At 32.4% G+C, this 24,564-nt stretch carries 28 protein-coding genes; 13 read left to right on the top strand and 15 right to left on the bottom strand.

Going from position 1 to position 24,564, the window contains the following annotated elements; all coding sequences use genetic code 11:
• Positions 1–133 precede the first annotated feature (133 nt).
• Genes ACFSR1_RS20840 through ACFSR1_RS20830 form a run of 3 tightly spaced genes read left to right on the top strand, consistent with a single transcriptional unit; the run spans position 134 to position 1,024 of the window.
• On the top strand, positions 134–463 hold the full coding sequence (locus ACFSR1_RS20840; protein WP_378294966.1) for a YtxH domain-containing protein: 330 nt from the start codon (positions 134–136) through the stop codon (positions 461–463).
• The gene (locus tag ACFSR1_RS20835) at positions 463–810 is read left to right on the top strand and encodes a hypothetical protein (protein ID WP_378294965.1); all 348 of its coding nucleotides are present in this window, start codon (positions 463–465) and stop codon (positions 808–810) included. The genes ACFSR1_RS20840 and ACFSR1_RS20835 overlap by 1 nt, the downstream gene beginning before the upstream one ends.
• 10 nt (positions 811–820) lie before the next feature.
• Positions 821–1,024, top strand: coding sequence for a DUF6327 family protein (locus ACFSR1_RS20830; RefSeq protein ID WP_378294964.1), 204 nt, complete (start codon positions 821–823; stop codon positions 1,022–1,024).
• Between the two features lie 9 nt (positions 1,025–1,033).
• Here ACFSR1_RS20830 and ACFSR1_RS20825 read toward each other — a convergent pair whose 3' ends face one another.
• From ACFSR1_RS20825 to ACFSR1_RS20800, 6 genes are all read right to left on the bottom strand, one after another.
• Positions 1,034–2,095 carry an AraC family transcriptional regulator gene (locus ACFSR1_RS20825; RefSeq protein ID WP_378294963.1) on the bottom strand — a complete coding sequence of 354 codons (1,062 nt, stop codon included), beginning with the start codon at positions 2,093–2,095 and terminating at the stop codon, positions 1,034–1,036.
• A 194-nt stretch (positions 2,096–2,289) separates the two neighbouring features.
• Positions 2,290–2,757 (bottom strand): hypothetical protein, encoded by a 468-nt coding sequence (locus tag ACFSR1_RS20820; RefSeq protein ID WP_378294962.1) that lies wholly within the window; start codon positions 2,755–2,757, stop codon positions 2,290–2,292.
• Between the two features lie 40 nt (positions 2,758–2,797).
• Positions 2,798–3,304 carry a Dps family protein gene (locus ACFSR1_RS20815; protein WP_378294961.1) on the bottom strand — a complete coding sequence of 169 codons (507 nt, stop codon included), beginning with the start codon at positions 3,302–3,304 and terminating at the stop codon, positions 2,798–2,800.
• A gap of 187 nt (positions 3,305–3,491) precedes the next feature.
• Positions 3,492–4,037, bottom strand: a complete 546-nt coding sequence (locus tag ACFSR1_RS20810) for a DUF2652 domain-containing protein (protein WP_378294960.1) — start codon at positions 4,035–4,037, stop codon at positions 3,492–3,494.
• Positions 4,038–4,104: 67 nt separating this feature from the next.
• On the bottom strand, positions 4,105–5,388 hold the full coding sequence (locus ACFSR1_RS20805) for a DUF2254 domain-containing protein (RefSeq protein WP_378294959.1): 1,284 nt from the start codon (positions 5,386–5,388) through the stop codon (positions 4,105–4,107).
• A gap of 35 nt (positions 5,389–5,423) precedes the next feature.
• Entirely contained in the window at positions 5,424–6,143 is a 720-nt protein-coding gene (locus ACFSR1_RS20800; protein ID WP_378294958.1) for a flavodoxin family protein, read from the bottom strand.
• A gap of 310 nt (positions 6,144–6,453) precedes the next feature.
• Between ACFSR1_RS20800 and ACFSR1_RS20795 the strand changes: the two genes are divergently transcribed.
• The 5 genes from ACFSR1_RS20795 (at position 6,454) to ACFSR1_RS20775 (ending at position 10,657) form a co-directional block, all read left to right on the top strand.
• Entirely contained in the window at positions 6,454–7,029 is a 576-nt protein-coding gene (locus ACFSR1_RS20795; RefSeq protein ID WP_378294957.1) for a hypothetical protein, read from the top strand.
• An 87-nt stretch (positions 7,030–7,116) separates the two neighbouring features.
• Positions 7,117–7,551 (top strand): hemerythrin domain-containing protein, encoded by a 435-nt coding sequence (locus tag ACFSR1_RS20790; RefSeq protein ID WP_378294956.1) that lies wholly within the window; start codon positions 7,117–7,119, stop codon positions 7,549–7,551.
• 36 nt (positions 7,552–7,587) lie between these two features.
• The gene (locus tag ACFSR1_RS20785; protein ID WP_378294955.1) at positions 7,588–8,670 is read left to right on the top strand and encodes a DNA topoisomerase IB; all 1,083 of its coding nucleotides are present in this window, start codon (positions 7,588–7,590) and stop codon (positions 8,668–8,670) included.
• 22 nt (positions 8,671–8,692) lie between these two features.
• Positions 8,693–9,580, top strand: coding sequence for a mechanosensitive ion channel family protein (locus ACFSR1_RS20780; protein WP_378294954.1), 888 nt, complete (start codon positions 8,693–8,695; stop codon positions 9,578–9,580).
• Between the two features lie 45 nt (positions 9,581–9,625).
• Positions 9,626–10,657: an AI-2E family transporter gene (locus ACFSR1_RS20775; protein ID WP_378294953.1), complete on the top strand. Its 1,032-nt coding sequence runs from the start codon at positions 9,626–9,628 to the stop codon at positions 10,655–10,657.
• A gap of 82 nt (positions 10,658–10,739) precedes the next feature.
• Here ACFSR1_RS20775 and ACFSR1_RS20770 read toward each other — a convergent pair whose 3' ends face one another.
• Together ACFSR1_RS20770 and ACFSR1_RS20765 are read right to left on the bottom strand one after the other, a co-directional pair.
• The gene (locus tag ACFSR1_RS20770; protein WP_378294952.1) at positions 10,740–10,892 is read right to left on the bottom strand and encodes a YqaE/Pmp3 family membrane protein; all 153 of its coding nucleotides are present in this window, start codon (positions 10,890–10,892) and stop codon (positions 10,740–10,742) included.
• A gap of 281 nt (positions 10,893–11,173) precedes the next feature.
• On the bottom strand, positions 11,174–11,389 hold the full coding sequence (locus tag ACFSR1_RS20765; protein WP_378294951.1) for a hypervirulence associated TUDOR domain-containing protein: 216 nt from the start codon (positions 11,387–11,389) through the stop codon (positions 11,174–11,176).
• A gap of 386 nt (positions 11,390–11,775) precedes the next feature.
• On the opposite strand from ACFSR1_RS20765, the gene ACFSR1_RS20760 reads away from it, so the two are divergent.
• On the top strand, positions 11,776–12,225 hold the full coding sequence (locus ACFSR1_RS20760) for a ferritin-like domain-containing protein (protein WP_378294950.1): 450 nt from the start codon (positions 11,776–11,778) through the stop codon (positions 12,223–12,225).
• A gap of 138 nt (positions 12,226–12,363) precedes the next feature.
• On the opposite strand, the gene ACFSR1_RS20755 is transcribed toward ACFSR1_RS20760, so the two are convergent.
• Positions 12,364–13,380 carry a helix-turn-helix domain-containing protein gene (locus ACFSR1_RS20755; RefSeq protein WP_378294949.1) on the bottom strand — a complete coding sequence of 339 codons (1,017 nt, stop codon included), beginning with the start codon at positions 13,378–13,380 and terminating at the stop codon, positions 12,364–12,366.
• A 241-nt stretch (positions 13,381–13,621) separates the two neighbouring features.
• Between ACFSR1_RS20755 and ACFSR1_RS20750 the strand changes: the two genes are divergently transcribed.
• Entirely contained in the window at positions 13,622–14,323 is a 702-nt protein-coding gene (locus tag ACFSR1_RS20750) for an SOS response-associated peptidase (protein ID WP_378294948.1), read from the top strand.
• Here ACFSR1_RS20750 and ACFSR1_RS20745 read toward each other — a convergent pair.
• From ACFSR1_RS20745 to ACFSR1_RS20735, 3 genes are all read right to left on the bottom strand, one after another.
• Positions 14,313–14,645, bottom strand: a complete 333-nt coding sequence (locus tag ACFSR1_RS20745; RefSeq protein WP_378294947.1) for a hypothetical protein — start codon at positions 14,643–14,645, stop codon at positions 14,313–14,315. The two genes, ACFSR1_RS20750 and ACFSR1_RS20745, sit on opposite strands and share 11 nt — an antisense overlap.
• A 145-nt stretch (positions 14,646–14,790) precedes the next feature.
• Complete coding sequence (locus ACFSR1_RS20740; RefSeq protein ID WP_378294946.1) at positions 14,791–15,822, bottom strand: helix-turn-helix domain-containing protein; 1,032 nt, start codon at positions 15,820–15,822, stop codon at positions 14,791–14,793.
• A gap of 165 nt (positions 15,823–15,987) precedes the next feature.
• Positions 15,988–17,031 carry a helix-turn-helix domain-containing protein gene (locus ACFSR1_RS20735; RefSeq protein ID WP_378294945.1) on the bottom strand — a complete coding sequence of 348 codons (1,044 nt, stop codon included), beginning with the start codon at positions 17,029–17,031 and terminating at the stop codon, positions 15,988–15,990.
• A 209-nt stretch (positions 17,032–17,240) separates the two neighbouring features.
• On the opposite strand from ACFSR1_RS20735, the gene ACFSR1_RS20730 reads away from it, so the two are divergent.
• Together ACFSR1_RS20730 and ACFSR1_RS20725 are read left to right on the top strand one after the other, a co-directional pair.
• Entirely contained in the window at positions 17,241–17,405 is a 165-nt protein-coding gene (locus ACFSR1_RS20730; protein WP_378175535.1) for a DUF1328 family protein, read from the top strand.
• A gap of 22 nt (positions 17,406–17,427) precedes the next feature.
• Positions 17,428–17,610 carry a hypothetical protein gene (locus ACFSR1_RS20725; protein WP_378294944.1) on the top strand — a complete coding sequence of 61 codons (183 nt, stop codon included), beginning with the start codon at positions 17,428–17,430 and terminating at the stop codon, positions 17,608–17,610.
• Between the two features lie 374 nt (positions 17,611–17,984).
• On the opposite strand, the gene ACFSR1_RS20720 is transcribed toward ACFSR1_RS20725, so the two are convergent.
• On the bottom strand, positions 17,985–18,401 hold the full coding sequence (locus ACFSR1_RS20720; protein WP_378294943.1) for an arsenate reductase family protein: 417 nt from the start codon (positions 18,399–18,401) through the stop codon (positions 17,985–17,987).
• 123 nt (positions 18,402–18,524) lie between these two features.
• On the opposite strand from ACFSR1_RS20720, the gene cls reads away from it, so the two are divergent.
• Positions 18,525–19,946 carry a cardiolipin synthase gene (gene cls, locus ACFSR1_RS20715; RefSeq protein WP_378294942.1) on the top strand — a complete coding sequence of 474 codons (1,422 nt, stop codon included), beginning with the start codon at positions 18,525–18,527 and terminating at the stop codon, positions 19,944–19,946.
• Between the two features lie 4 nt (positions 19,947–19,950).
• Here the strand turns inward: cls and ACFSR1_RS20710 are convergent, their stop codons facing one another.
• Both ACFSR1_RS20710 and ACFSR1_RS20705 read right to left on the bottom strand, forming a co-directional pair.
• Positions 19,951–20,844, bottom strand: a complete 894-nt coding sequence (locus tag ACFSR1_RS20710) for a DUF6268 family outer membrane beta-barrel protein (RefSeq protein ID WP_378294941.1) — start codon at positions 20,842–20,844, stop codon at positions 19,951–19,953.
• A gap of 9 nt (positions 20,845–20,853) precedes the next feature.
• Positions 20,854–24,564 (bottom strand): metallophosphoesterase, encoded by a 3,711-nt coding sequence (locus ACFSR1_RS20705; protein WP_378294940.1) that lies wholly within the window; start codon positions 24,562–24,564, stop codon positions 20,854–20,856.

The following is a 24,564-nucleotide window of genomic DNA, read 5'->3' as shown; positions in this document are numbered from 1 at the left end:
CAACTGAACGCATTTGAGATAAATATTAATTCTTTTACTAAAATTCATTTACGTTAATATCACTATGATTTGAGTTAATCTGTATTCTTTTATATTGAGAACTTTGTTATAATAATTACTAAAACAAACTAAAATGAGTAAAAGTAGCAGCACACTTCTTGGCATCTTGGCTGGAACTGCCTTGGGAGCAACGTTAGGAATTTTATTTGCACCTGATAAAGGTTCAAATACGAGAAAAAAATTAGTAGAAGAGGCACAAGCCACTAAAGATCATCTGGCCAGGGAAGCTTCAAACTTACAGCATCAAATAGCAGACACGGTAAGCTCTAAGAAAGATTCTCTAGACACTAAAGTGGAATCATTAATGTCGGATGCAAGTTATAAAGCAGAAGATTTAATAACAACCTTAGAGAAAAAATTAAGCGAATTAAAAGCTAAGAACAAAAAACTACAAAAGTCGTAATGGGTGTTTTTGACGCATTAAACGAAACCTCTAATAAAGCTCAAGACTCTGGGGAATCTTATTTAAAAGCATCTCAAGAATATTACAAGCTTAAAGTTTTTCAGCAGTTAACTAAGGCATTGTCCTTTTTTAGCAAGTTGGCGATTATTGGAGGATTACTTTTTATGAGTGCCGTTTTTCTAACGGTGTCCGGGACGATTTGGCTCGGAAAACTAATCGGTAATACCTCTTTAGCGTGTTTACTGATGGCTGGAATTCTTCTATTATTCACCGGACTGGCTTATGGATTTCGTAAACAAATAGACAGAAAAATCATTAAAAAAATGTCGAAAGACTTTTTTAATTAATAGACAACCTATGGCAAAAACATACAGTTCCTTTGAGGAAATAGAACACGATTTAAAAAAATATGATCTACAACGACAAATAAGTTTAGAAGAGATTAAGCTGCTTAAAACTGAACTTAAAGAAGATTTACAACCCTACCAATGGGTTTCTACTATCTTTAGTGCTGTTAAAAAATATGGCATTTATTATTTGATAAAGAGAATTTTCAAATAGACTTACTCATTAAACCGCTACCAACTCTTCTATCCTATATTCTGTTCGATTTTTAAACTCGTTGGGACTGATATTATATTTCTCTTTAAAAATCTTTGAAAAATAGCTACGGCTACTAAATCCAATAGAATATACAATCTCGGATATATTCATTTCGGTTGTTCTTATAAGGTCCCTAGCTGCTTCTAATCGAACATGACGAATATATTCTGTAACCGTTCTTGCATATAGCAACTTAAATCCTTCCTGCAATTTGGCCTGCGTTAATCCTGTTTCTTCAGATAATTGATCTAAACAATAATCTTTTGATACATCCTTAATAATTTTTTTAGCTAAATTTCTAATGATTTTCAATTCCCTTTTCAGTAAGGTAGTTGGTAAAACTTCTTCTTTCATTGCTCTATCGTGCTGCTGTATATGCATTGACAAAATTTGATAAATCATGCCTTCTATTTGCAAGATGCGTATCATACCTTTCTGCTTAACAGAACGTAATGCTCCTATCTGGTCTGCTAATCTAAGATTATATGTCCCAAAATATGCGAAAGTTCTTTCGTGATCTTCATCCATAAAAACTTGATAAAGCTTTTCATTAAGTTGTGAAACATTATTAAGTCGTTTCTTTAAATACTCTTGCCTGGATATTTGTATAACGTTGATCTCTAATTTTTCATCCTTCGGAAAATAACCATAATTATAGCCACCGTCTGTACTAGTTATAATTACTGACTGAAATTGTTCTAACGTGTGAATTTCGTTTTGATATCCAAAACGATGTCCACAATGCCCTTTGAGACAATAAGCAAAATGTATTGGATTATATTGGGAAGCATCCATAATCAATACCACTTCTTTGTGGAATGTGATATCGTACTCTAATAGACTCACTCCCCAATCAAAAGTAATAAACCTTATAGAACCGTGAGCATTAAGATTATTTACAGTAAGAGTAAACTCTCCCCAACGCTCTTCAATATCTCCTCCTATAACTTCTTGAATTTGCCTAACAGTTCCTTCTGTATCTTTTGCAGTAATATTAATTTCTAAAGCTGTGGTTGATAACGTATACATGACATAGGAGGTTTAAGTGAGTTACATTGATTTGTTTAACTTATTTTCAAATATAATAAACAAAATGAAGTGGGACTTGTAAAAGTTTGTTAAAAGGCTCTCTAGAATCCCCTCAGATAGGAGCGTGAAAACTAAGCAAAAAAAAACTTCCGATAACGGAAGTTTTTTTAGATATTAATTTTAGGGTCTTTTGCTTAGATAGAATCAAATTCGTCTACAAAAAAGAAGTCTCGATCTGCATTATTTACAAAGTATAATCCCTCTCCAAAAATATATTCTACATTTCTTTTATTTACTATAACTTTAAAACCTCTATCCGTTGGTTTTAATTCAAAACTGTCATTAGCATCCTTGTTGTATCGAAGCACGATATACTTGTCATAATCACTCCACATATCATTATCAACGTAAATCAATTTCGTTACTTGAGCAGGAACGATTTTTCTATCCTGATTTAATTGTCCTTTTTCTTCTTTCTGCAATTTTAATGGCGTCTTACTTGTTTTGAATACAGTTACGCGATAAGGTACAGATTTGCCGTCTTTTTTAAATTCAAAGGATTTGGTAGTTCTCGTTTTCATCATCTGAGAATTACTTTGAGCAACCGCTCCCGTTAATGTAAAGGTGATGAGTAATGTTGTTATTATTTTTAAAATTTTCATTGTATATAATTTTGATGGTTATTATTGAATTTACTTTTTCCTAAGATTGATTAATTAGACTTGTATCCAAATGGTCAGATGTACTTTTTGACCAAGCATTTAACATCCAACTGGATTTTTCTAATTCTCTAATGTAAGCTCCTATCAGATCTATAGTTCCTTCATCTCCCGCTTCGTCTGCGTGTCTCAAAATCGTTTTCATCTGCTTTAATATTTTCTTGTGGTCCCCTAAAAGTTCTTCGATCATTTCGGTGTCTTTCATTAAAGGAGCTATTTCTTCTACTGAAGCTAATTTGATATATTCTCTAAATTGACTAGCAGGGTGGTGCTGCAAGGTTAGAATACGTTCTGCAATTTCATCTATTTTGACTTTTGCTTCATTGTATAGCTCTTCGAATTTCACGTGAAGATCAAAAAAGTTCTTCCCCAAAACGTTCCAGTGAAACCCTCTTAATTTTTGATAATATAAGTTGTAATCTGCTAATAAAACGTTCAATTCTAAAACAACAGGTACTAATTTTTTTTCTTCTATATCTAAATAATTCATAGCAATTTTTTAAGATTAATAATTCATTTATACTGAACATTCAGAAAACAATTCTTTATGTTCATTACAAAGATAAACTGAGAAGAAAGCTATCCTTTGCTCATATAATATTAATCTTAACGCTATCGTTAAGAAGACTTTTTTTTGAATACGTTTTTCGTTTTCTGAGTAGAAAACCCCGAGAAATCTAGGATAAGAGAGGCTTTAAATTAATATAGCTATAATTGATCTCGCCTATATGTTTATATTCTGTTTCGTGATCGTGTAATTCGCCCCACCCAAAATTACGTTCAATAACATGATCCTTGTATTCGGATAGTAAATCTTCTGATAGAAGAATATATTCATCAATTGGAATACTATTTTTTAGCAACCTGTGAGCCACGATCACATCTTCTCCCATTAGTTTAATATTTTTTCCAATAGGCACTGCACTTATTTGCTTACCATAGTGTAATACAATTTTTAATCCAAGCATTTCCGGAATATGGTCTCTCTCTTCGTTGCCCTTATGTTTCTTATGTAAAAGATCTAGTTGAGCATAGAACTCTTCATAGAATCTCCTGCACTGGTCCACAAGTTCTTTGAAAGGCGGAAGATCACCGGATTTATAAAACAAAACGGCATCGCCCTCAATCTCTGAAACTTTTAAACCAATCTGATTAGCATAAATTACTTTATTAAGTAAGGCCGGAATTACTTCTGCACTCAACTCTATATTCGTTGAACTCATAAACTTGGTAAAACCACTGATATCTGGTATACATATTAATATTGATTCGGAACCCATTTTCTTAATCTTATTTTTCTAACAACTCCAAGATACGTTTTAGATCTTGATTATTTGTAATATTAGCTTTTAAATCCTGAATCAATGAGTTAATCTCACTTTGTATAGCTTCTACATAATCTGGAACAATTTCACTACTATTCTTTAGAAAAACTAAAGCATCTAATAATTCATAAGAAACAGAACTGTCGGCTTTTGCATATCCTCTAATCGGTTCTATTATAATCCGCACCATTTCAGAAGCAGAAATTTTATTGTGGACTACTATAATTTCGCAATTGGGTTCACAAATAACCGTTTTTGGTTTGATTCGTAATGCTTTATGCATTAACTGCCCTAATTTTGAAATCGCATTGATTGCTGTACCCGGATCATTAATACCTGGCGATAAGGCTTTAACCGCTACCTCTGTCAATTTAATCATTCCTCCTACACCGCTATCATCCTCGTGTCTATTAGACAAAATATATAAACAGATATGTAAAGACTCTAGTTCTTCTTTTGATATAGGATTTTTTATTCTAAGGATAGGATCTCCTTCCCAAATATGTTGGTCAGAATAGGGTATTATTTCTATGACATTTTTCTGTTTTTTCAAAGAGTCATTTAAGAGAAATTGATCAAAAGATCTATAATATCCAGTTTTTTTACTACGAATGGTTTTCCAGAATTGATTACCATCTAAATCAACTTTTATATCAGATTTTTGTTGCTCCTCAATTTTGTTTTCTATCAAGTTACAACTGGAAATGTAAATCTTATCTATAATATTATGAATCTGTATTGCCTGAGAAATACTATGAATAAAATAAACAAATAAACCTATACAAAATGCGCCTAATACTGCTGCCACCATCACAGAGAAACCCACTGCGTTGGTGGATGAGCCATACGCGCCTAAAGACATTAATACAATAATTGTGTACAATATGGTTCCTATATAAAAACCAAGTATTATTTGATGCTTCTTATTAGAAATCAAACCAGGAAGAAGTCTTGGAGAAAAATTAGAAGATGCCTGATTCAAAACCACCATCACCATTGTAAAACTAAATACTGTTAGAGATAATATCCCCCCGAATAAAGTAGACAAAATTGTTCTTGCTGTCTCATTATCTTGTACCAATAGATAAGGCACTTTTTTTTTGAAAGAATTGATTACTTCCAGATTCTCTATAAATAATAGCATAATCGCTAGAAAAAAGAATCCCGCACTAATCAATACCGGATAAAAAGCGATACTATGAAATACAGCATGTTTTAATCTTTTAAGAAACTTAAGTGTAGATTTCATAAGTAAAGAATAAAATGATCAACAGGTGCTTGTGGTTATCTATATTCAGGGTTTTCAAAATTCCAACGGGTTCCATCATCCCAAGCAGATCTTGAATTACCATAGGAAGGAAAGCCATCTTGTTTATGAAGCATATTTGCCAAATGCAAAAGGTTGTAGGTCATAAAAGTGGTATTCCTGTTGGTAAATTGGTTATTCTTAGCATTGGACTCTTCATCAAGATAGCTAGGTCCCGGTCCAGCCTCACCTATCCAACCACAATCTGCTTGCGGTGGAATAGAATATCCCAGATGTTGCATTGCATATAAGATACCCATGGCGCAGTGTTTTATACCATCTTCATTACCAGTAATGACACAACCACCTACTTTTCCATAATATATGTATTGCCCTTTTTCGTTGGTTTTTCCGCTCATCCCATACAGTCTTTCTATTAGTTTTGTTGCTATAGATGATTTTTCCCCTAACCAAATAGGTGTTCCCAGAACTAGTATATCTGCATCCATAATTCTCTCATAAATCTCAGGCCAATCATCCTTATCTTTCCCTTCTTCTTTCATATCCGGCATTAAACCATAGGCTATATCATAATCTACCAATCGCAGATAGTCAACAGAGACCTTTTCTGACTTCATTATATTCATAGACACTTTCATCAAACCCTCTGTATGACTTTTCTGAGAAGAATCCTTTAAGGTACAATTAATGTAAATTGCTTTTATGTTGGAAAAATCAAAATCTGCTGTTGCACCCATAATAAACGGTTTTAAAATTTTACTTAAGTCTTCTAATTTGCAAAATTGATTTTTAGCGATGGTGCGCAATTACCATTATTATTGACTCAAACGAAAACTATACTAAGCTTGCCTTATTGTAGCAGTCATATTGAAACAGTCAATTAAAAGTTTATATGCGCACAATTTTTCAACCTTTGAAAATTACCTTTGACCAGCATAAAAAATAAATTAAGGGCTACTAAAAATCAAAATTTAAAATATCATTAGGGCAAATGTGATGTGTTAATAAAAGTAGCCCTTATTCATGTAAACTCAAAACTCTTTAATTATGAAAAAACTTTCAGGAATATTTATGATCATTCTTTTAGTAACTAGTTGTGATGTTCAACAAAAAAAGGAAGCAAAGCTACCCGAAGTTGATGTAGAAGTGGATACAGAAGCTGGACAATTACCAACTTTCGATATCGATTGGGCTGACGTTAACATTGGAACCAAAACAAAAATGGTAAAAATCCCTAAAGTTGTTGTCGTTATGGAAGAAGTAGAGGTAGAAGTTCCTTATGTTGATGTAGATATGCCCAATAGTGGTGAAAAGGAAGAACTTACTCTAACCGTAGAGGCCGAAGTAAGCGATAAAGAGCATACAATAGAAATACAGGAAATTCTTGCATCTAATAACAAACTGTATGTGATTTCAGAATTAAAAGAAACTGATCAGACACTGGGAGATAAAAAGTTACGTATATCTGATCGAGTAATTTTAAATGCTCCTGATCTAAATGTTAAACATATTATTGTTGGCGAAAAACCAGATCGTGTTTTTAATGACCAATATAAATATGTTAAAGACATAAGCGCGTTTAAGTCTAACTTGAAAAATACCAAAGTAATTTATACTCGATAATATTGACGATAGATTTGGTTGATTTTTAACCGAAAATGGTCTCTTTGCTTTAAGTAAATGAGATCATTTTCATTTAAATAAAGAATTATGAATATTTTTGAAGCCTTACGAAAAGATCACGAAATACAGCGATCTTTACTTGAAAAAATAGTAAACACTTCAGGTGATAGCGAAGAAAGAAACGAGATCTTTAAATCACTTAAAAAAGAACTATCTATGCACGCTGATGGTGAAGAACGTCATTTTTATGTACCTTTAATAGATAGTGATAAAACGCAGGAAAAATCAAGACATAGTATCGCAGAACATCACGAGATAGATGAACTAGTAGAAGAACTGGAAAAAACTGAATACTCGTCTTCTGCGTGGTTAAAAATTGCTAAGGAGCTTAAAGAAAAAGTAGAGCATCACTTGGACGAAGAAGAACACGAAGTATTCCAAATGGCTGGAAAAGTTTTAACGGATGAACAAAAACAAACATTAGCTAATGAATACCTTTCACATATGCAAAAAAATAGATAATTCCGATATAACCTTATAAAACTAACGATTACCTCGGTGACAAATCCAAAATTCATAAAACAGATTATCAAGACTCCTGAGAAGGTTATTGATCAACTAGATCTCGTGTATGTTAATGATGATAAATTGACTATTTATAGAAAAAAAAATAAGAAAGGTTTTTTTTATCAATTAAATGGAAAAGAGTTGTCTACTAAAAAACATGTAGAAAGAATTAAAAGTCTAGTGATACCACCAGCCTGGAATAACGTTAGAATCGCGACCATCGATAATGGTCATTTACAAGCGGTAGGTCGAGATCTTAAGAACAGAAAACAATATCGCTATCACCCACTCTGGAAAACAATTAGAAATCAGACTAAATTTTATAAAATGGCTGATTTTGGCAAACAACTTACTAAAATTAGAAAGAAAGTTGATAATGATCTTGAAAAACCAGGTTGGCCAAAAGATAAAGTTTTAGCTCTTATCATCAGACTTATGGAAGAAACACACATTCGAATCGGTAATGAGCAATATGCTAAACGAAATAAAACGTATGGTTTATCAACCATGAGAACTCGACACGTAAATATTGAAAAAGACAATATAAAATTTGAGTTTGTTGGTAAAAAAGGTAAAAAGCATTCGGTTACTTTACGCAATAAAAAATTGATGCGCTTGGTAAACAGATGTGAAGAAATTCCAGGTTGGGAATTGTTCCAATATTATGATAAAAAAGGAGTTAAACACTCAATAGATAGTAGTATGGTTAACAATTATTTGCACGAAATTGCTGGAGAACTTTTTACTGCAAAAGATTTCAGAACTTGGGCCGCTACCAACATTGTATTTGAGAAACTGATGGATTTAGGATTGACAAGTGACGAAAAACAGCTACACAAGAATATTCTTGCAGCGTATGATACTGCATCAAAAAGTTTAGGCAACACAAGAAATGTGTGTAGGAAATACTATGTACATCCAGCTGTGATTTCACGCTATACCGACGGATCTATAAAACAATATTTCGATAAGGTAGACAAGGGTTATAGTAGTGAGGAATACTTTTCTAATACAGAACAGGTAATACTAGAATTATTGAACAACTATACACCCGAATTTTTAAAACAAAAATAACACGAATCAAAATAGAAATATCATGTATGATCAATTAGTAGAGGCTTGGAATAAAATGCTCGCAAAACTAGAGTCCTGGCTAGATGCCGTTATAGTCAACCTACCTAACCTTATAATTGCAATTGTAGTTTTTATCATCGCTTTGATAGCTTCCAAATATGTTAGTAAGCTAGTGCTGAAACTTTTGGATAGAAGCAACCTTCAGCGGTCCATGAAAAAAGTGATTGCAAAACTAGTTTCAATCGTAGTTATACTTTTGGGGCTATTTTTAATTCTGGGGATTCTAAATCTGGGCAAAGCTTTAAATACCATACTAGCTGGTGCAGGAGTTGCCGGTTTAGCCGTTGGTCTGGCATTGCAAGGCGCTTTAGCAAATACCTATTCCGGTATCATTTTATCGTATATCAAAAATCTAAAATATGGCGATTGGATAGAAACCAATGATTACGAAGGAGAGGTAATAGACATAGACCTTAGGGCAGTAACTATTAAACAGGTTGACAATAATCTAGTTTACATTCCTAATAAATTGGTAGTTGAGAACCCAATAAAAAACTACTCTACCACTTCTCAATCCAGAGTTATTTTGGAGTGTGGTGTTGGATATGAGTCTGATCTAAGAATGGTTAAAAAGCTTACTGTAGACACTGTCGTAAATCACTTTAAAGCTGTTGAAAAAAAAGATGATGTTTTGTTTCTATGGAAAGGATTTGGAGATAGTTCTATTAATTACGAATTACGTTTTTGGATTAATTCAACCTCTGCCTTAGAGGTGGCAAAAGCCAAAAGTGAAACTATGATGCTAATTAAGGATGTTTATGACAAAAACGACATTAATATTCCATTCCCAATACGTACATTAGATTTTCCTAAAGAGTTTAACTTTGCTAATAATTCAGGTGAATCCTAAAATAAATTATAATTTAATTCTTCATTTCATTGATACAAAACCCAGATGAAAAATATTAGTCCAAATATCATAAGACAGATATTTACATTATTACTTATTATTCTCATTGGCGGACTGATATTTAAAGAAGTCTTACCCTACCTTTCTGGAATACTGGGAGCCATTACAATTTATGTGATTCTTCGCAAATTAATGGTAAGATTAGTACGTAAAGGCTGGCATCCCGATCTAGCAGCTTCTGTTCTTTTGGCTGGTTCCTTTATCGGTATTTTGGTACCCGTAATTGGCCTTATACTCCTGCTAAGCAATAAGATCGGTAATGCAACAGAAAATTCTAAAAAGTTTGTAGTTGCAATAAAGAACCGTTTAGATACGTGGGAGTCTCAAATCGGATATGATATCAGTTCCAGAATTGATCCTGAGGCCATTTCATCGTGGATTGCCGAAAACTTACAGAATTTAGCAGGTGGTACATTCAATGTATTTATATCTATCGGAATTATGTACTTTTTGTTGTATTATATGCTTACAAATCGTAAAAAATTAAGAGAATCACTTTTTGAATATATCCCAATCAATGAAGAGAACTTAAAAATAATTGGTGATGAAAGCCAAAAAATGGTGCGTTCTAATGCAGTGGGGATTCCTCTAGTAGCTATCATTCAAGGAGTAGTTGCGTTAATAGGTTTTCTGATTTTTGGTATTGAAGATCCTCTTTTTTGGTTTGTTATTGTAACTATCGGATCGATGATCCCATTTATTGGAACTTTGATAGCTTTTCTTCCAATTTTTATTATTACACTTTCAGTCGGCCATACATTCCAGGCTTGGGGTATATTAATTTATGGGCTGGTGATTGTAGGTTCTTCAGATAATATAGTGAGGCTTTATGTTTTAAAAAGGTTAGATAATGTACATCCTATCATTACATTGATAGGAGTTATTGTTGGTGTTCCTTTGTTTGGCTTTATTGGACTTATTTTTGGTCCATTACTCATAAGCTTATTTTTAATAGTAGTACAGATTTACAAAGCCGAATATGGCAAACCCGATAATACAGGACAGGAAAGATTATAAATAGTTCAGATATTCTCTTTGCTAGACAAGGTATTCTTAAAATGAATTGATTTTTACTGTATCGGTTGGCAGTGAGAATTGATTATTGGTTGACAACAAATGCATGAATAACACCTGGAATCCATCCAATGAGAGTCAATAACAAGCTAATCAAAAAAGTGGTTCCTAAACCGTGTTTTAAAAAGACCGCAAGAGGCGGCAAGAAAATGTTCAGAATAATGGTTAATAATGACATATAAATGATTTTAATTATTATTTCTTGTTAATCTTTATTGATTTGGTCCAACAAAATTGACCTCGAAATTATTTTGAAGGAGGTGTGATCCATCAGAAGTTTTTACCTATAATGACATAAAGACGTCGCTTTATCCAACCAACGGATTTTCTTTTACTTTTTTTGTTATTCTATAAACATAGGTCTCTTCTACTACTCCAGACAAAGTAGCTTTATCTTGATTCCTTTGAACCTTTACTCCTTTCTTTATTATCAGGTTTGGTTCTACGTAAATAACATACTTATGAATCTATTCTTGTGACCTCGCTTTCACTTTTAAGCACATAATCACCATCTTTTTGTTTGATGTATAGTGCTTTATTTCCTTCCTCCCCATTCCTAGTTATTTCTGTTCCTTTTATTGTTTTAGTGACTTTTGACGTAAAACTTTCGACCACTTCACCTTTAGCAGTTCCTTCTCCCCAATTCCATTCTACTTTTGTTCCTTTTCGTATCATATCTTTTTTATTGCAATTTCATTTTTAATAACCATATTAATTAATTCAATCAAAATTTTTATTAGCTCAAATCATTGACCTCATCGTATTTAGCTAAACAAAAGTTAAAATTCAAATGAGTTAATTTTTCACTTTTTTGAACAATTTTTTTGACAGTCGATACCCTAGTTTTATGTCAACAGAAATTGCTTACGTATGGAATTAGAAATACTTCTCGTTTTCGTTTGTGGATTTGCCCTTGGAGTAATTGCTGTCATCTCCAAGAACTTATTTAAAACGAAAATCAACTTTAGACAACTATTCTCCAAAGATTAAAAGGAAACAACAAGATGTGAAGCAGTAAACATCTCTAAAGAACTTACTGTAAAACTTAAAACTCAAAAATTATGGCAACTTATTCTGAACAAGTTGGAAACAAATTAAATGATCTACTGGAAAAAACGTATGATGCAGAAAAAGGATTTAAAAAAGCTGCAGAAAATGTAAAACATTCTTCACTTAAAAATTATTTTAATCAGAAGGCTCAAGAGCGTTATGATTTTGGCCATGAACTAAAAAATGAAATTAAAGCATTTGGACAAGATGTTGACAAAGGGGGCAGTATGACAGGTAGCGCGCACAGAGCTTGGATGGATGTGAAATCATTTTTATCTAGTGATAATGAAGAATCCATGCTAGAAGAAGCTATCAGAGGAGAAAAAGCCTCCGTAGAAGAGTATAATGACGTTCTTTCTGAAACTTCTTTACCAACAAGCACACAATCTATTTTGGCAAAGCAGAAACAAACAATAGAAAATGGATTATCTACTATTAAACGATTAGAAGACTTAAATTAGAAAGGTAAAGTATTTATTTTTCCTTAGGAAAGATCACTCTAAGAAGCTTTTCATCCCATTTAGGCTTTTTAAGAGTGATTTTTTATGGGTTAATACGTTTGAATAAGGCTTATAAAAAACACTATAGTTTTAGAATGATCATATTTTTTTTAGTTTGTATTCTTTTGGACTGCATAAATGTTTTCTCTTGAAAATTTTACAAAAATAACTTCTGCTGGTAAGTCCAATAGAATAAACAATCTCAGAAATAGTCAAATCTGTAGTTCTGATTAATTTTTCTGCTTTTTCTAAGCGTACATTTCTTACAAAATCAGAAACTGTTCTCTCGAACATAAACTTAAAACCTTCCTGCAATTTAGCCGGAGAAAGCCCAGAATGCAAGCATAAAGTTTTTATGCTGTGTTGTATCTCTGGATTCTCCTTAATATATTCACTTATCTGTGATATCGCTTTTAATTCATCTTTTAATAAACCGCTGGTGTTCGAATTATTTTCAATTTCGGCGTGAAACTGTTCAATGTGCTTAGCCAAAATCAAATAATACCGTCCTTTCTGAGACAATAGTTCAGAAACCTCGTTACTATATTCTACACCAAATAATAGTTTTAATTGTTCGGCTATTTTGAGATTATAATTGCCTAAATGAAAATGCTTGGATTTACTTTCAATATTAACCAGTAGACTCTGAATCTTTTTACTGAATTGATTGTCCTGCGCACCAAACTTATCAAAATACTGCTTTTTATCAATACAAATCATATTCAGCACCAATTTGTGATCCTTTTTGATAATAATACTACTTGATAAACCACTATCACTGTGTACAACAGCAGTTTGAAATTGTTCTATTTTTGCTACCTCTTCAAATGTCTCAAATTGATGATAACAATGACCATCTAAACAATAAATAAATTGTAAAGAGTCTGAAGTAATAGAACATACCGGTATCTCTAAATCTTCATTTAGTTTAAGATTAAAATCATAGGTTTGTAAACCATTTTGTAAACTGGTATAACGTACTTGCCCTGATCCATACGAAGACGCTACAGTGAGCGTATGAATATCAAAATTAACTTCGATAGTACCTGGAAGATGTTTATGAAGAACATTTAACTCAGATGGAACCTTTTGATACTCATTCATTACATTTTCCATAATGTTCTTATTGAAGGTAAATTATTTGATTTTTAAATAGTTACAGTGATTATTTTTACAAAAATAACCCTTACTCTTACCTTTTATTATCGTTTTTAAATTTTTGATTAACTCTATTGCAGAAGAAAATGAAACAATTGTTAAGATTTCACATTCTACCTTTTAAATGCGTCATTATTTGAATGATACGAGATAACTTTTAGAACTATTTTTTGCTTACTTGCACAAGTAAGTTGGAAGAATGTATAAAAAAATTTCGAACATAGCAGAAAGAGAATTGATAGAGAAGGAAGTTGGAGTTCGGTATAGATTTCCAAAACTTCATACGCCTACACCCGTTTTAGATGGATCAGAAGAGTGTACTATATCTATCATTACTATGGATAATCCTCACTATATATCCTATGGTATCTGGGGTATATTACCAAGTGATTATAAAGAAGAATGGTCCGACTTTCAGAAAGTATATAATACATTACACCTACCTAAAGAAAGTCTAAACTCTAATGGCATATTTCAAGAACCCTACCAACAAAGGCGTTGCATCATTATAGTTACCGGTTTTTTTGTTTATCACTTGTACCAGGGTTCTTTTTATCCTTATTATGTGTATTTAAAAAACAAAAAGCCTTTTTACATTGCCGGAATATACAACGTACTTGATGATGGTTTTATAACCTGTTCCATGTTAATGACAAGAGCAACGGGCATTGTAGAAACTATTCAAAATCTGAATACTTCAATGCCAATAATCATCTCTAAAAATTCTTTAAATACTTGGTTAAATGAAGAAACTTCTACAGAAGAACTAAATCATATTCTAGACAACTCTAACACATCAGAGTTGTGCGCACATCCAATAGCAAAAGAGTTTTTTAAAAACGAAATCTCTTATGACTCCATGTTATCACCTGTGTTTTATAAGGGTATTCCTAATCCCTGACGTGGGAACTACTAAAATCACCCCCAATAATTTCTCCTTCTACACTACCTATATCAATTTTTAAAGTCATTGGTATTATACCATACCTAGGCCCTAAACCTTCTGTCATAAATTTACCTAGATATTGATGCGCCAATTCAATATTTTCAAAAATAAAAGTGCCGCCTACAATTTTGGTCTCATCATTAGTATAACAGAATAGAGAAATTAAACCTTTTGTCTTTTTTAGAATTTCTTTCCTCTCCCTAGAAACTTTGTTAATATCCTCAATTGATAAATTCGATTTAAACTTTAAATTCACTATTGCCTTCTTCTTATTCATTAGGTTTATTCGTTTTGATTTGGGATTATCCTTTTTGTATTCAATGGACAGTCACTGCCAATTATCCTTTGATACAGGCAGCAACAGTGATCCTTTGGAGAATTATCTCCACCGTTAAAAAAGTAATTTTTTTACAATAATGCTTTTACCTGGATTTATTCTTTTTTCTGTATTCTGCGGGTAAGATACCGTACCGCTCAAAAAAGATCTTAGAAAAATAACTTCTGCTTTTGAAGCCAATTTTATATACTATTTCAGAAATAGAATCATTAGTGTTTTTTATGTAGTCTCTTGAGATTTCTAATTTTAATTGACGGATATATTCATTTACTGATTTAGAATATAAAACCCTAAACCCAAGCTGCAGTTTTTTTGGACTTATACCTGCTCGGGTTGCTATAGAATTTACAGAAAGAGGTTCTGAAATATTATCAATAATATATCCTGACAGTTTATGAATCTTCTTAATATCCTCTTTACAAAGCGATTCTGGTAACCCTAGATCGTTTTCGTGATTATAGTGCTCTAGCATTTGCATCGCCATAATCAAATTAAGCTGTCCCTCTATAGAAAGTGTTCTAACAATACCACTATTATGACTTTCTTGTAGTTGTTTAATCAGATCCGCTATTTTAAGATTGTAATTTCCCAGATGCTTATATAATGAAGAATCAGATTCTCCATTGAAGACAGAAAACAAGCTTTTACCTAAGTGAGAAATATTATTGTTTTTTTTCTTCATATACTCATTAGGTAGTACATAAATAAAATTAACCTTGACCGCAGCGTTTTTTGGAAAAACGTAAGTTTCTTTTGATAATTTTTTAGTAGATATAATAATGTTTTGATAGCGATTAAACGAGAATAATTCTTCTTCCTCACTATTCTTATATTCTAGTTTACCTTCAGAAATGAATATAAATTCTATAGGATTTGCATCTTTGATATTGAACAATATTTTGGTGTCCTTTAAAAAATGAACATCATAATCGACCAACGTCACACCCCAATCAAAAGCAATGCTTCTTATAATTCCATTTCCCAATTCATTATTAAACTGAAGAATATGTTCACCCCATTGTTCGACTAGTTCTCCTTTCAAATAATTATTTAATTGCTCCAAAATCTGCACACCATCTACACCATGAATCTCAAATTTCTGCATACTACTACTCAATCTAACTTGTATTTTGTGTTTTGTACAAAGAAATTAGATTTGTATTAAACAGATTAACAATTTTGAAACTTATACTAACACTATTGGTCAGTTTTGAGCCATCTTTTTTACTCTATTGGCTCGAGAATTTAATCAAAAAAATCTACTGTTTTGATTTAAAAAGCTTTAAGCAGATTGAGAATCTCCTTTAGTATTTCTTACCTGATCCAAATACATTTTTGGAGTAACTCCATATTTTTTCTTGAAGAGTTTAGAGAAGTAACTTCTCGAATTGATCCCAACCTTGTAGGTGATTTCAGTAATATTGAGACTAGTTGATTCCAATAAATCTTTAGCAGTCTCAATTCTGTAGTTTTTTATGTATTCGTTTACTGATGTTTTGTATAACTGTTTAAATCCGGTTTGAAGTGTATTCTGGTTCAGTCCAACACGTTTAGCTAAGTTTACCACATTACCTATACTTTCTAATTCTTCTCGTATGATAGACACAGCTTGTTCAATACTTTCTACTGTAGTTTGTCTAAGTATTAATCGCTTATCTGGTTGATTAAGATCATCAAGATACTGTTGTAGTTGATGCGTTAAAATTTCATAAGTTTTACCCTCTAGGAAAACCTGTCGCATGAAACCTTCGAGTTCACATTCGGTAAATTCTGAAATAAACTTCGAAATCTCGAGACTATAATAATTTTTATAATAAAATTTATTAATCCCATTGACATCTCTGAAAAGCCCAATCAAATCATCATTCATATCCGGAAGAAAAGACTCTATTTTTTCCTCAAACTTTTTTCTATTAATCTGAAGAGTAAAAATACAAATGGGTGTGTTTGCAGGAATTTTAAAAAGATGCTTATTTTTTGGAGTACTAGAAAGCATAGCATTCTCGAGTCTTCTTATTTCTCTAAACTCCTGATCGTCCTCGAATTTATGATAAAAACTTGACTCTCTGTTAAACATTATTTTCAAAGGATGAACAATTCCTTTTTCCATTTCAAAATGGAAATCCTTTTTTAACAGATAATCTGTTTCCACTACTCCAATTCCAAAATCAAATTGAAAAGAACGTATATAACCAGAACCAAATTCTTCCGGTAATCGTACACAGCATTCGTGATATGATTCTTCATACTCTGCTCCCAAACTGCTCGCTAAATCAATGATAATGTCTTTTACGTTCTCATCTTTTATCTGAATTTTTTTCTTCATTTACGTTGGTTATTGGATGGTATTGTATAAAGATACTTTTAATTTATAAGATTTTGATTAAAACGATCCCTTAATAGTAATGGAGTCAATATTGCCAGCGATAAGGTCAAGAATTTCCCTCTTATTTAAAGAACTTTAACCCATTAAAGATTTGAAAATCAAATCACTCTCAAAAGAGAGTTCATAACAACTAATTAAACCATAATCATATGTTACGTTGGACAGTAATTTTTATCATCCTAGCAATAGTTGCAGGAATATTCGGATTTGGCGGTATTGCTGCCGGAGCAGCAAGCATTGCTAAAATATTATTTTTCATTTTTATTATTCTATTTATAGTGTCTCTCATATTCGGTAAAAAATTTAAAGCATAATTAATTTTAAAATTAAAGAACAATGAAAAAAACAATCATATCAATTGCAGCGATGTGTTTCATTATGGCAACCACACTAAGCTGTAGAGAGAAAAAAACTACAGGAGAAAAAGTTGAAGATGCTGTTGAAGAAGTAGGAGACGCTGTAGAAGATGGTGCAGAAGATGTAAAAGATGCAGTAGAAGATGCAACTGACGATAATTAACTAAAAGCAGATTACAACTGCGTGTTGGAAGCAGGTGATTCTGGTAAGCATTTGCCTGTTTCCATGTATAAAGCATATACACTACTAAGTCAAAAACTAGTTAGAAATCAGCTATGAATAATTTTCAATTAAAAAAAATAGTACGATTGACTATTCATTTTTTTGTGACTCTATTTATTATTATGTGTATATACTTGGCAAATATTCTACTATAAACAAGACACAAATAGCATTATTGATTTAAAATTTATGGGAAATTTTTAAAAGAAAAGAATAAGTGACCTCAACTAGACAAAAGCAACATATGTGAGAAAGCAAACGAACAGGAACCTATTAATTATAACTCGAATCCAACAAAGGATTGGAAATACCAATTAGTTTTCTTCCGCTGGATTTCTTGATATGCCTGCACTATCTGGTTCTATAAATTTTACAAAGTCAGAAGGGTTTTGTATTTGATGATATTCTTCTCCTATTATTACAATCGGATATCTTACAACTTCCGGATGTGTATCTAAAATCTTAAGCCAACCATTAGTCTCTAATTGTATATTAGAATTATAAAGTTCATTGAATTTTGGATGTTTTTTATCTATCAGATCAGAAATATCGATATCCAAATAATTACTAATTTCCAACCATTGGGTATCAGTGATATTAGTTTTAGCAGTATCAATAGATAAAATATCTTTTTTAGAAGAGTTTACATAGCCCAAAGTTTGCTTACCCAAAGAATTGTTTGAGTTATATATCAAAGTAATTTTATTTTTATCGGTCGAAATGATTCCCATAACATTTAAATTTTTAATTTTAATAAAATTATGCTATTACCTTAAATTACAGTATTCCATTACAGATAAATAGTAACTCATTTAAATTATTTAAAAACCTAACCCTTTAAAAGAATATCCGATATGATTATTACTATTGGTCTCTACGGAGTTCTTACTTTACTTGCTATAATACATATTATTCTTTATGGTTCAAGACCAACCAAATCATTAAGTTGGCTTCTTATAGTTTTGATTTTCCCATTTGTTGGTATTTTTTTATATGTAGTTTTTGGCATCAACAGGAGAAGATTTAAATTCTTCAAATTGAAACAAACGGTAAGAAGACGATTATACGAAGAAAATTTCCAAGATCGTCTGGTGAAAGAAAGACAGGTCGATTTTGAAAATAAAAAGAGTAAAAAATTATCCAAATTACTACGGAATAGTTCGAAATTTGCTGCTCAGCCAAACAACAAAGTTTCTGTATTGCAAAATGGAACGAAAACCTTCGATATTATTTTTGAAGAGTTGCAAAAAGCAGAAAAGTTTATTCATCTCCAATACTACATATTTGAAGAAGGAGAACTACTTGACAAACTTTATACGTTATTAAAAGAAAAACTTGAAAACAACGTAGAAGTTAGGATTCTTTACGATGCTATTGGCAGTTATTCTTTGCGAAAAAAAGCTATTAAAAAATTTAAGGATATTGGGGCAAAAGTATATCCAATTATGCCTTTGCACTACGGAAGCTTTTTATTTACACTAAACTACCGAAATCATAGAAAAATAATCATCATCGATGGAAAAGTCGGTTTTACAGGCGGTGTTAATATTTCTGACAAATACATTAAATCCAATTCAGAATTAGGTATATGGGACGATACCCATTTATATCTTAAAGGCCCTGCTGTTGACAATCTACACCGAGTATTTATAAAGGATTACTATTTTGCCAGTGATCAAGAACTTTTACTAAGAGATGAATACCTGCCCGAAATTGAAGAGCAGGGCAATGTAGCAGTCCAGATAATTGCCGGTGGTCCGGATTCTGATCATCCGTCCATTATGCAACAATATATATCGATGATTAATCTCGCCGAAGAGTATATTTACATCTCTAATCCTTATTTCATACCTAATAGTGCTATGCTGGAAGCACTCAGAATTGCAGCCTTAAGCGATGTGAATATAAAATTATTAGTACCAAAAAAATCAGATTCCTGGCTAGCTAAACATAGCATGCTTTCCTTTTTTGAAGAATTACTATTTCTTGGGATCGAAATATATCAGCAAAAAGATGATTTTCTGCATAGTAAAGTAATCGTGATGGATGGAGAAATAGCCTCTGTAGGATCAGGTAATTTTGATCATAGGAGTTTTGAACATAACTTTGAAACAAATGCCTTGATTTACGATAAAACTGTTACCGAAAGTATTTGTAAAGATTTTATCGCAGATTGTGAAGAAAGCTTATTGCTTGAATATGATACCTACAAAAAAAGATCTCTAAAACGGAAACTATCAGAAGGAGTTGCCAGATTCTTTAGCCCGTTGTTATAATAGTTTAAATTTTAAGCTTCAATCCTCCGCGAACGTAAAAACTATTTTGATCATTGATCGTTAATACATTTTCTTGATCATTATTACGAAGTCTTATATCATTGATCACCGTAAAACCGGTATAAGTGTAGAAAACAAGATGATCTGTTATGTATCTTTCATATCCGATTCCTGCCAATACTATTGTCATAGATATATTGTTAGCAATCCGTTCTTCAGAAGTTGTAAGATCTGTGAAACTTCTATTGTTTTGAATATTAGCAAAAAACCCATCCAAAGTCACAAATGCCTGAAGTGCATTCCTCCGTTTAAAACGAAATTTAATATTAGATTTTGGTACTCCGAGTACGAATGACCAATAAGGGCGAAATTCTCGATAATAGTTTACAAAAGGTAACGGAAAAGGTCTTCCAGCCGTTGTAGAATATCGTATTCCCAGAATTAATCGCCAGGGTTTGGGTAAAGCTTCTTTAGTTTTGTCCTTCACGAAGTAAATAGACCCTGTAAACAAAATATCATCTGTATCAATACCCTCTCCTTCAAAATTGGATGCTATGATGCCTCCGGCCTGAGCCGCAAAACGCCAGTTATTTTTCATTTTAAAAGTATAGGCAAGACTTGCTTCAAATGAACTGAAACGTTCCAGATCGTTGGTATCAAAATCGGTCTCATCACGATAAATGAAATTTACGTTTCTATATTCTATGCCTGGAACCAAGTAACTACCTTTATCATTCAGTTTTATAGGGTACTTGGCAAATACACGTAATCTCCTAAAAGAATTATCACTTTCTCTCTGCGGAAAAAAGGTATATTCTATTCTTGCCAGATCTGACACCTGAGATTGAAGTGGCGATACAAAAACAAAGACTAAAAAGAATAGAACATATTTTATCATAAACTCATTTTAAAATTTGAAAGCAAAAGAAAATGAAAATCTAGCTCCATCTTCTCCGGTAAATAAATTAAAGGTTGCGCTCAAGGCATCTGCACTATTAATCCATAATCCTCCTCCAAGACTACTATGCCACTTATCGGATTGATCATTATCAGAAATCCAAACTCTCCCGGTATCTGCTCCTGTAAAAATCCCAATTTGCAATGGTAAAACACTAGTCTTAAATTGTTTAAAACTATACCTGATATCTGCACTACCTGCTAACGAAGATTGTCCTGTAAAACGTTCTGTTCTATATGCTCTTAATAAATTATCGGCTCCTAATTGCGCACCTTGATAAAACTCAAAATTTTCTCCAATGTTAAATTGACCCTGAGCAGCTGTTTTCAATACAAGTTTTCTGTTTCTACTCAAAGCATTATAAAACCCCAAGTGTGGTTTTATGTATGCAAAGGTTCTATCTACATCGTCAATATTCATTCTTCCTCCAACATTAATCTCAAATTTCATTCCTCTTGTGGGATTTACAGTCACATCATAACTTTCATATCCATATGTCCCATCTATACCAGCAAACCATTTTCGTTCAAAAGCTTCAGGGTTAGGTAGACCTGCTTCTTGGGTTATGAATCGTTCATTTGTATCATCTACTTTTATTCCTTCTATAGATCCTTTATATTCAAAAAAACTACCCAATCGGCCGTTTTTAATCACTCCCAGTGAAGCACTATAGGTGCTTAATTTTACCCGATTATAATCAAAATCTAATTCATCCTGATTATTTTCCGTTTCATTTCCAAATCCAAAAAAATTCGCTGCAAAGCTAGGGCTTGTATATCTTAGATCTACTAACAAATTATAATCACCAAATATACCCGCAAACTCTCCTGAATATCCTAAATCGAACCCCTGAGTAGCAAAATAATATCCTCCAGAAAACGTGTGTTTGCTTGAAAAAGGATTACGATGGAAACCATTAATTGTAAAAATTGCCATGGGACCTATTCGGATTCCGTCATCAGGATTAAAACCAATCACCGGTAATACAGAGGATGTGGTTAACACATCTTCATTTTTATCGAAACTATTTATTTGATAATTATCCGTTAATCGAACTCTTGCATTATTTTTTTCATCTACGGTGTTTGGTTTACTTTTATGATCGTACACCTTAATTTTTCTACCCTTTTCCAACCTATAAACATCATTATTTTGTCCTCCAATAATGTTTATTCGTATGGGATTATTTACTTTCCCTTTTGATTCGAAAACATCATCGTCATCTAAGCCATAGATCCATATTTCTTTAGTATCTTTTTTATCAAAGGTTTTATCGCTTACTATTTTTCCCTTTTTACCATCCTTAATTCTATAAACAGTAACTCTTGTTTTTCCATTATCTAGTCGTTCTATATCAAAAAAATCATCTTTATCGGTACCCATTATTATCGAAAGACGGGTTAGACAATCGTAATATCGATTCGCTATATCAACGATATTCTGACGCCTTCCTTTTAGATTTTTTATGATATTATCTAAATCTTCTCCTTTAGCTTCGGAAGGAATATTTTTGAATGCATTCTCGATCGCAGTATCGGTTAAATTTTCTTGTATGTATTTTGCTTGTTTTAGCCATTCATCTCTTCCACTGTTTCGGATTAAAGTTCTATCCAATCGGGTTGCAGATGAATTTATCCACTTTACATCTTTTAATTCTTCGTCATAGACTTGAAATTGATTAGCAAATCCCATCAAACCTCTCAAGGTCCCTAGAAATCCACCATCAAAATTAGAAAAGGCCTGATCTCTATCTCTTGGTATAGGCTTAAAAACATGGTCTCCGTTCTCTAACTCATATTCTGCCCATCTCCACTGATCTTGATGACGATCCCAATCTCCAATCAACATATCAAAGATTCGAGCCCTAATGTATGAAGGTTCATCAATTTTATACTTTTCGTCTCTTCGTAAACGTTCATACACATCGGCGGTACTCTCTATATCATCAGGTTTGCCAAAAGTGGCTAAATCCTTATGGTTTTCTTCCGGTCTTTCTTCTATCATATATAATTCGTTACCAAAAGCTTCATTATATTTTCCAAGTGATTTCTGTTTTGGAATATAATATAGTTTAGGATTCGTGTGAAAAACTCCTACTGCATCAGATAACTCGGGTATTACTGTAAAAATGTATGGATGTCCAGCGGTGTAGAAATCAAGTAAAATATCTTCGGAAACAGTATTCTCTAAAGATTCTTCGATATAATTATTCCTAAAAACTGTAGACTGCAAGAATTTAATTCCACTTTTTTTCAAAGCTCTCATATTATATTGCTTGCCATTTTTATCCTGTAATCTGATAGAACGGGTTTGATGTCCTCCTCCTTTTCGAACTACCTCTAATCCACCGTAAAGAGTATCCAAAATAGCTACTTTAGCATTTATTTTTGTTCCATATAGTTCTCTATAATGATCGCCCCAAATACTTTCATAAAACTCAGTCCGATCTGTTCCTTCTGTTTCGTACACCGAGGCTTTAATCGTATTTTCTGTAACCTTGGGAATTGAAGAAAGATCATAAGTAGGTATTTTTGAGTAGATTTCTTTTCGAAACAATAGTTTTGGTTCATTGTTTTCACTTCCAAAATAAGAAGCCCAGGATGATCCATCTTTATGAATATCTAATCTAACAAAGCCTTGGCCTCCGTAGGCAAAAAGTCCATCATTACTTAAGGCAGCAAAAGAGTTTTTTGCACCTGCTCCAGAAACAATCTGTTTAATTCCTTGGTGCTCTATGTATTGCAATGAATGCTCATGTCCTGAGGCAAAAATAATACGATTAGCTCCTTTAGCTAGTGTCTCTAAGCGTTGTACAAGAGATTTATATTGTTTATTTTGGTTATCCTGGGTAGAAATTGCTCCACTAGTTCGAATCTGCATTGCCAAAGAGCCTAGAACAGGTAGTGGTATCTTTTTTTGTGAAGGATAAATATGTTTAATAGGTGCGTATTTTCCACCGTGAATCCCGTTAGTATATAAAGGGTGATGTAGTGCAAACAAAATTGTTTTGTCTTGATTTTTCTTAAACTCGCTTTCCACTTCCAAAAACATGGCTTCACGAGTTTTAATCTCCGGACAATTGTCATTTATCGTTGGGTGTTTATCCCAATCTTCCAGATACCATTGAGAATCCAAGATAATCAATTGTATATTGTCTGTTATTTCTATACTTTCCAAGGCACAACCTTTGGAGGGCCTAAATACTTTCTTGTCTTTTAACTTCTTCTCAAAATATTTTTCTTCTCTTTCCAAACCTTTTAAACCTTCATTATACCAGTCGTGATTACCAGGTATAAAATAGATTTGTCCATCAAAATTTTTAACAGCATCAATTTGCACATCCAATCGATGCTCTGCAATTTTTCTATCTTTTTTATCCTTTTTAGGCATTCCATCGGGATAAATATTATCACCTAAAAAAATAGCATAGTTTCCTTTTTGCTTATGACCTTCTAGATACTTCTCTAAAGCCAATAAAGCAGGAGTGCTTTGCCCAGGTTTCGCGTAACCTGCATCTCCTACCAGATAAAAAGTTTTCTCTATATTGTCTTGTTTGGGTTGTATAGAATCATCATAAGGTTCTCGATATTTTGGTTCATACAAAGCACAACCTGATATTAAGAGACTTAACACGATAATGATGGTATATTTATTACTCAT

The sequence above is a fragment of the Aquimarina rubra genome (genome assembly GCF_042684305.1).
GTDB classification, from domain to species: domain Bacteria; phylum Bacteroidota; class Bacteroidia; order Flavobacteriales; family Flavobacteriaceae; genus Aquimarina; species Aquimarina rubra.
Note: the sequence above shows the minus strand (reverse complement) of the source record. Positions and strands in the feature narration are given on the sequence as shown.